Source organism: Rheinheimera muenzenbergensis, assembly GCF_036984005.1.
Lineage (GTDB): Bacteria > Pseudomonadota > Gammaproteobacteria > Enterobacterales > Alteromonadaceae > Alishewanella > Alishewanella muenzenbergensis.
This window is the reverse complement of record NZ_JALAAR010000027.1, coordinates 23,009-29,921: the sequence shown is the minus strand read 5'-3', so window position 1 is coordinate 29,921 and position 6,913 is coordinate 23,009. Positions and strand designations below refer to the sequence as shown.

Sequence of the window (6,913 nt, the reverse complement as noted above, 5' to 3'; positions counted from 1 at the left end):
GCTGCGACGATGGTAGTGTAGCATTCGCTATGCGAGAGTAGTTCACCGCCAGGCACCTCATTCAAGCAAAAGGCCTACCCTAACCGGTAGGCCTTTTTGCGTTGATGCGTCCAAAGGTGCTCCGGACACCTTTGACGCTATGCGACCACTTCGTCAGAAACGAGTTCACTCACGCAATCCATGTCGCTCGCCTTCGGCAGTAGAGCTGTGCAAAGCGGCAATCCTGCCGTTTTGTGGCACAGCTTCAGCTTGCCGGGAAGCGGCTAGCTCCATGGAAGGGGTGAGCAATGTAGTTCACCGCCAGACGTTCAGTGCTGGCAGGCCTGCCCCACACTGACTTCATAAATGAAAAAGCCCGCTTATCACGGGCTTGAAGAGAAGATTGATTTGGCGTAATTCAGAAGCGTTGTAGGCTGCCCATTGAATCGAAGCGCCATTGTGGCTGTTGCAGAGCTTTCAGGTAGGCGCTGGCTTTGTCTAATTCGATTGCTTTAACAAAATGATTCTGCTGATCGAGGAAGATTAGCCACTGTTTTGCCGTACTGGCCAGTTGCGCTTCTTCAATATACTTATGCATACCGATATAAGCCGGCGCCGGGTTTTTCCAACCTTGCTCAACTTTAAATATAAAACGGCTTTGATAATCAAGATGCAGAAAATTGGCTTGCTGCACTGCAGACAATAACTGCTTATCACTGATACTTACCTGAGCTATAGCGCTACTGCGTGCGATAAGTTGCTCTATTTCATTGCTGCGATTGCTGGCAGGCTTTGGTTGGTTGATAGCCCGATCAAGTGGCAAGGCAATCTCCAGCGAAAACAACGCCACTTCATAATTGTCCAGCATGCTCTGCAAGCCTTTTTCATCCTCACAATGCTTTGGCGTGATGATAGCTGCCTGGCTGCTTTGCGTTAATCTGGCATCAACTTTAAGCAGTAAGTCTATATCGTCAGTGCGGACAGCTTGCTTTAATAAGCGCAATAGTTTGCTGCGCTGAGGATCTGATAGTTGAAGGGTGTCGGATGTGTCTGTTGGCTGTTCTTTGCATTGCAGATAATAATGGTTAACTGCATTGGAATATAAGGCGCTGCTAATAGCCGATTGCAGTGTGCGTTTTTCAGACGTGGAGTACCCACTGACGGTCACCGTCAGCGACACTAGAGTAGAAAGCAGAGGCAATATTGTTAACATAAAAGTGCGGTTTGGATAATTCTGGCGGCACCTTAGCCTGAGTTGATAAAAAAGGAAAGCGAATACTGGTTTGATCAGCCAGGCCGCATGTTTATTGCTGTGGCTGACAGTGTAGCCGCACTAGCTTGCTCACTTTGTCTAGTAATTGTTTTTTGCCGTTAAAGCCATATTGTTGTGCCACGGTACTAAGGTCAGCGCGCTGCCATAGTAATGCGCAGAGTATTTCGGCGTCAGCTTGCGGCAACAGGTGATGGTATTGATTAAACCAACTAAATATCAGGTGTCTGACAAGTTCATAAGGTCTAAGCCCTGCGCCAAATAGCGCGAGTTGCCCGAGGGCGGCTGCAGTTAGTGGCTCTGAATTAGGTGGGGTAACCAATTGCAGCACTAAAGCCTGATGTAGCAACGGATACAAGGTTAAATTAACAAAAAGTTGTTTGGCAAAAGCGTCAGACAGTGCCGTAATAGCAACAGGATCCGCCGTTATCGCTTTTAGCATCAGTATTGAATATTCGTTACTGGCGTTATCGGTAGTGGTGCCCAGCCTTAACGCTAGATAGCGGGCATTGCGCCAGAATTGCAGCAATTCTGCCGTAGCGCCAAAACTGCTACCCAGGTAGCTAACGTTTTGCTGTGTTGCTTGCTGTTCAATAAAACTTAACAGGCTTGATCCAAGTTTTTGCCGTTGCAGTGCGGGTTGCACGGCTATGCGCATAACACGCCACAGTGTGGCTTGAGCCAGTTCTGGCTGAGCCAGATGGAACGCCAGGGTCTGCGCCAGTAAATGCCCCTGTACCCGGCGCTTGCCGTGGTATATCTGTATTGCCAGCTGGTTTTCAATGTCACCTTCGATGCTGATAAGCGCACAAGCCAGTACCCGGTTATTCTGCTCAATGCTGATTACCTGCAACTGCGGGTTATCCAGCAAAGCAGCTAAATCTTTTACCTGAGTTTGATAATGCGCCAGGCTTAACAGGCTGAATACTTCAGCTAACTTGTCTGTTTGCGCTAACCAGTCTTTAGCCTGGTAACAGGCAAAGCTGACAGGGCTTGCAGCATGGTAAATCGCATCAGCGGCGTTTTGTTGCAGCAAAAAGCCGGCAAAGGTCAGCTGCTCTAATGGATCGCCTTGCTGGTAGCGGATGGCTTGTTGTATATGCAGCTTTTTCCAGCCCGGGCACTGTTTTGCAAGGTATTGCTGAAAACGCAACTGAAAGCCACGGCCGGTACCTTCATAACCATGCTCTGTACTGGCAAATACGATACGGCTAAAGCGTTGCAACAGCTGTTGTAGTACTGGGGTCGGAATGGCGGCAGCTTCGTCTACCAGCAGTAAATCGGTATTCTGATCGCTGCGTAACAGCTGATCAAAAGGTACAAACTGCAAATGATTATGCAGTGCTGCGTCGCTTAGCTGCTGAAAATGCGCCACAGCGGTTTGCGCTGCCTGCGGCGACGGTGCGGTAATCAGCAGCTGTTTACCGGCTTTAGCCAATAGCGCCGCGGCTATACCTAAAGCGGCAGACTTGCCCCGACCGCGATCGGCACTGATCACCAGAGGCCGGCGCCGATGACCACTGACCACATGCAAAATAGCGGCAACCGCTGCCTGTTGCTCGCCGGTTATACAGGGCGCTGGCACGCTATCATTGCTGACCGCATCTGGCCAGTTCAGCTGTTGGCTAACAGCCGTATTGTTGATAACGACGACATTTTGCTGTTGTAAGCGGCTAAGCCAGAAAGCAACAAAATGGCCCTGATGGCTGGCGGCATCCAGTGGATAGGGTAACAGCCTGGCATGCGCCGGGTTGGCTTGCTGCTGCCACTGAGTAAAAGGTGGGCAAAGTAGCAGCCAGATACCGCTGGCTTTAACGCAGCCGGCTGACGCTGCCACCAAATCAGCGTCAAAGCCTGCAAACGCATTGATAACCAAAATATCGCACTCACTGCCCAGTAACTGGTAGTTTTGCCTGCCAGTTAAGTTGATGGCATCGGCAGGCGCGTCCGCACCAAGCCAATACAGCTTGTGGTAATTTACAAGGCTCAGTAAATCGGCAGTGTGCGTTAGCAGCGATTCTGCTGAGCCTTGCCAGATAACCGGCAAACGGATATCCAACTGCGCGGCCTGTTGCTGCCATTGCTGTAGCTGAGCCAGCAGCGCAGTAATGGCCATTTAGCCAACCGCCTGCAAACGGGCATAAGCCGTAACCAGCCACTTGCTGCCCAGATCGTCAAAGTTAACCTGAATGCGCGACTGGCTGCCGGTACCTTCGTAATTAAGTACAGTGCCTTCGCCAAACTTATCGTGCAACACGCGCTGCCCGAGCTTAAAGCCGGTATTTTCAAAAGCCACGTGCGAGGCGGCACTGCCAAAGCGGTTAAACTGGGTCGGCCGGCTTACCTGAGTCGTCAGGCGAATTTCTTCTACATATTCAGCCGGTATCTCACGGATAAAGCGTGACGGCTTGTGGTATTGCTCCTGGCCATACAGACGACGGCTTTCGGCATGGGTTAAGTACAGCTTTTTCATCGCCCGCGTCATGCCGACATAACACAACCGGCGCTCTTCCTCTAACCGGGTCGGATCGTCACCACTTTGCTGGCTGGGGAACATGCCTTCTTCCAGGCCGCAAATAAACACCAACGGAAACTCCAGCCCTTTGGCACTGTGTAGAGTCATTAACTGCACCGCATCGGAGTGTTCTTCGGCCTGATATTCACCGGCCTCCAGTGCAGCCTGGGATAAAAACGCTGCCAGTGGCGTCATATCTTCAGCGCGGCGCTCATCAAAATTCTGGCAGGCCGTGATTAACTCGTTTAAGTTTTCTATCCGGGTTTGCGCTTTCTCACCTTTTTCTGCCTGGTACATGGCATATAAACCAGACTGCTTAATGGCGTGCTCGGCTTGCTCATGTAGCGGTAACTCTACTACCTGACTATCTAGCTGCTCTATTAACTGCATAAAGTTATCAATGGCAGAGGCCGCGCGGCCGGTAAGCTGCTTTTGCGCCAACATTTGCTGCAGGCTTTGCCACAGTGTTTGCTGCTGGGCGCGGGCGTATTCGCGTACCTTGTTTAATGTCGTGTCACCTATGCCTCGCACCGGTGTATTGATCACGCGCTCCAGCGCAGCGTCATCCTGGCGGTTATGCAGCAGGCGCAGGTAAGCCAGGGCGTCTTTAATTTCCTGCCGTTCATAAAAGCGCAGGCCGCCATAAATACGGTAATGCAGGCCTTCCTGAATTAAGGCTTCTTCTAACACCCGTGACTGGGCATTGTTGCGATACAAAATAGCGGCTTCGCTTAAGCGGTCACCCTGTTTATGCCAGTCGCGGATGCGGCCGACAATAAAGCGCGCTTCATCCAGCTCGTTAAAGGCAGTGTATAGCGATATCACTTCACCCTGGGCGCCGTCGGTCCATAAATCTTTACCCAGCCGGTCGGTGTTATTAGCGATAACCGCATTGGCGGCTTTTAAGATGGTTTCGGTCGAGCGGTAGTTTTGCTCCAGCCGCACGGTTTCTACGTCGGGGAAATCTTTTAAAAAGGTTTGAATGTTTTCAACCCGGGCACCGCGCCAACCGTATATCGACTGGTCGTCATCACCCACTATCATTACGATGGCGCTGTTGCCGGCTAACAGGCGCAGCCACTGATACTGAATGGCATTGGTGTCCTGAAACTCGTCTACCAGTATATGGCGGAAACGCTGCTGATAATGACTACGAACTTCGCTGTTTTGTTTTAACAACTCAAAGCTGCGTAGCAGGATTTCGGCAAAATCAACCAAACCGGCGCGGTCGCACATGTCCTGATAGGCGGCATAAATTTTAACCATCTGCTGCAGGCTAAAATCGCCGGCGGCATCTATCATGCCCGGGCGCAGGCCATCATCTTTGCGGGCATTAATAAACCACTGAATTTGTTTTGGCGGCCAGTGTTTCTCGTCCAGATTCAGAGCCTTGAGTACCCGCTTTACCAGCCGGTACTGATCGTCACTGTCGATAATCTGAAAGCCCTGTGGCAGCCCCGCCTCCTGATAATGCGCCCGCAGCATGCGATGCGACAAACCATGGAAGGTACCCATCCACAGGTTATTTAAACTCACGCCAATGGTGCTTTCAATACGGCCACGCATTTCCTGCGAGGCTTTGTTGGTAAAGGTTACCGCTAGCAAGCTGTAGGGCGCGACCCGCTCTACCTGCATTAACCAGGCTAAGCGATGCACCAGCACGCGAGTTTTGCCACTGCCGGCACCGGCCAGTACCAGCATATGCTGCGGTGATGCTGCCACCGCATCGCGTTGTTTATCGTTCAGCCCATCCAGCAGGTAAGATACATCCATCAGAAAGTCTCGCTATACACAATGGCAGCCATTATAGCAGCCCAGCTGTGCAGGCCAAGCGTAGATAGTGGATATATAACCAGTTAACCAGCAGATGGCGCCGTATTTTGCTGTTGCATTACCTGCTTTTGTTTATAGCTTTTAGCAAAAGTTAAAATGGCCATATTGATACAGGCAAAAATAAAGAAGCCTAATGTCACCGGAATAAGGCTGCCGTTATACAACTGGCCTATGATGGTGCCTATGCTCATCGACATAATGGAAGACACCGAGCCAATAATAGCAGCAGCTATACCCGCCACATGCCCCATAGGTTCCATTGCCATGGCGTTGATATTGCCAAACACCAGACCAAAACAAAAAAACAGTACGGCGGCATACAGTAAAAACATCCACAACTGAATATCAGTCACCAGATGCAGGGCTAAAAACAGCGCTGAGCTGACAATAATGCCCCAGACAGCGGCGGCGGATAATTGCTGCATGTCCCATTTTTGCACCAGACGTGAGTTCAGCAATGACGCAGCACCAAACACCAGCGCCAGTAAGCCGAAGTACAGGGTAAACAGCTCGCCGGTGTTAAACAAACTCTGAAAAATTTGTTGTGACGAGTTTAGGTAGCCGACAAAGCTGCCAAAAAACAACCCCATACAAATCATGTAACAAACGGTAGGCACACTACTGATCACTTCTTTAAAGCCTTCAGCAAAGCCTTTTTTGCTCATTGGGATCCGATGTGCTTCGGGCAGGGTTTCTTCCAGACGCCAAAAAATCCACACCACAATTAGCAGCGCATAGCCGACATACAGCAGAAAAATATCCCGCCAGTTGCCAACCCATAACACCGCCTGGCCCAGGCTGGGCGCTAATGCCGGCACCATAACAAAAATCATCATCACCAGTGACATAATGCGCGCCATTTCATTGCCGGAATATTTATCCCGCACGATTGAAATGGCTGACACATAAGGGCCCGACACGCCTAAACCCTGGATAAAGCGACCTAATAGCAACATATTGATATCTTTAGCGAAATAACAAACCGCCGTACCCACTAAAAACAGTGCTATACCGCCGTTTAGCACCTTTTTGCGGCCGGTAGCGTCAGACAAAGGGCCGCATATCAGCTGGCCCAGCGCCATACCAAAAAACAACGCACTGACCACCAACTGCGCCTGATTAGGATGGCTCATGGCAATGTCAGCCCGAATTGCATCCAGCGCCGGTAACAGGGCATCAATAGAAATGGCAACGATAGACATCATAAGCGCCACCAGTAAGGAAAATTCAGCGGTGGAAATACGCGACTGTGGCGCATGGGTAGAGTAATCAGACATTCAAAGCTTTCCTTGTTTAAAACTGTCCGGGTAAAGCGG

The 6,913-nt window shown here is 50.6% G+C and carries 4 protein-coding genes; all 4 read right to left on the bottom strand.

Annotation, left to right across the window (positions count from 1 at the left end):
* Nucleotides 1-397: 397 nt before the first annotated feature.
* Entirely contained in the window at nt 398-1,192 is a 795-nt protein-coding gene (locus tag MN202_RS19675) for a hypothetical protein (protein ID WP_335737853.1), read from the bottom strand.
* A 91-nt stretch (nt 1,193-1,283) separates the two neighbouring features.
* Nucleotides 1,284-3,365 carry a tRNA(Met) cytidine acetyltransferase TmcA domain-containing protein gene (locus MN202_RS19670; protein WP_335737852.1) on the bottom strand — a complete coding sequence of 694 codons (2,082 nt, stop codon included), beginning with the start codon at nt 3,363-3,365 and terminating at the stop codon, nt 1,284-1,286.
* Nucleotides 3,366-5,537, bottom strand: coding sequence for a DNA helicase II (uvrD, locus tag MN202_RS19665; RefSeq protein WP_335737851.1), 2,172 nt, complete (start codon nt 5,535-5,537; stop codon nt 3,366-3,368). It abuts the gene before it with no gap.
* An 83-nt stretch (nt 5,538-5,620) separates the two neighbouring features.
* Nucleotides 5,621-6,874: a multidrug effflux MFS transporter gene (locus MN202_RS19660; protein ID WP_335737850.1), complete on the bottom strand. Its 1,254-nt coding sequence runs from the start codon at nt 6,872-6,874 to the stop codon at nt 5,621-5,623.
* Between the last annotated feature and the right edge of the window lie 39 nt (nt 6,875-6,913).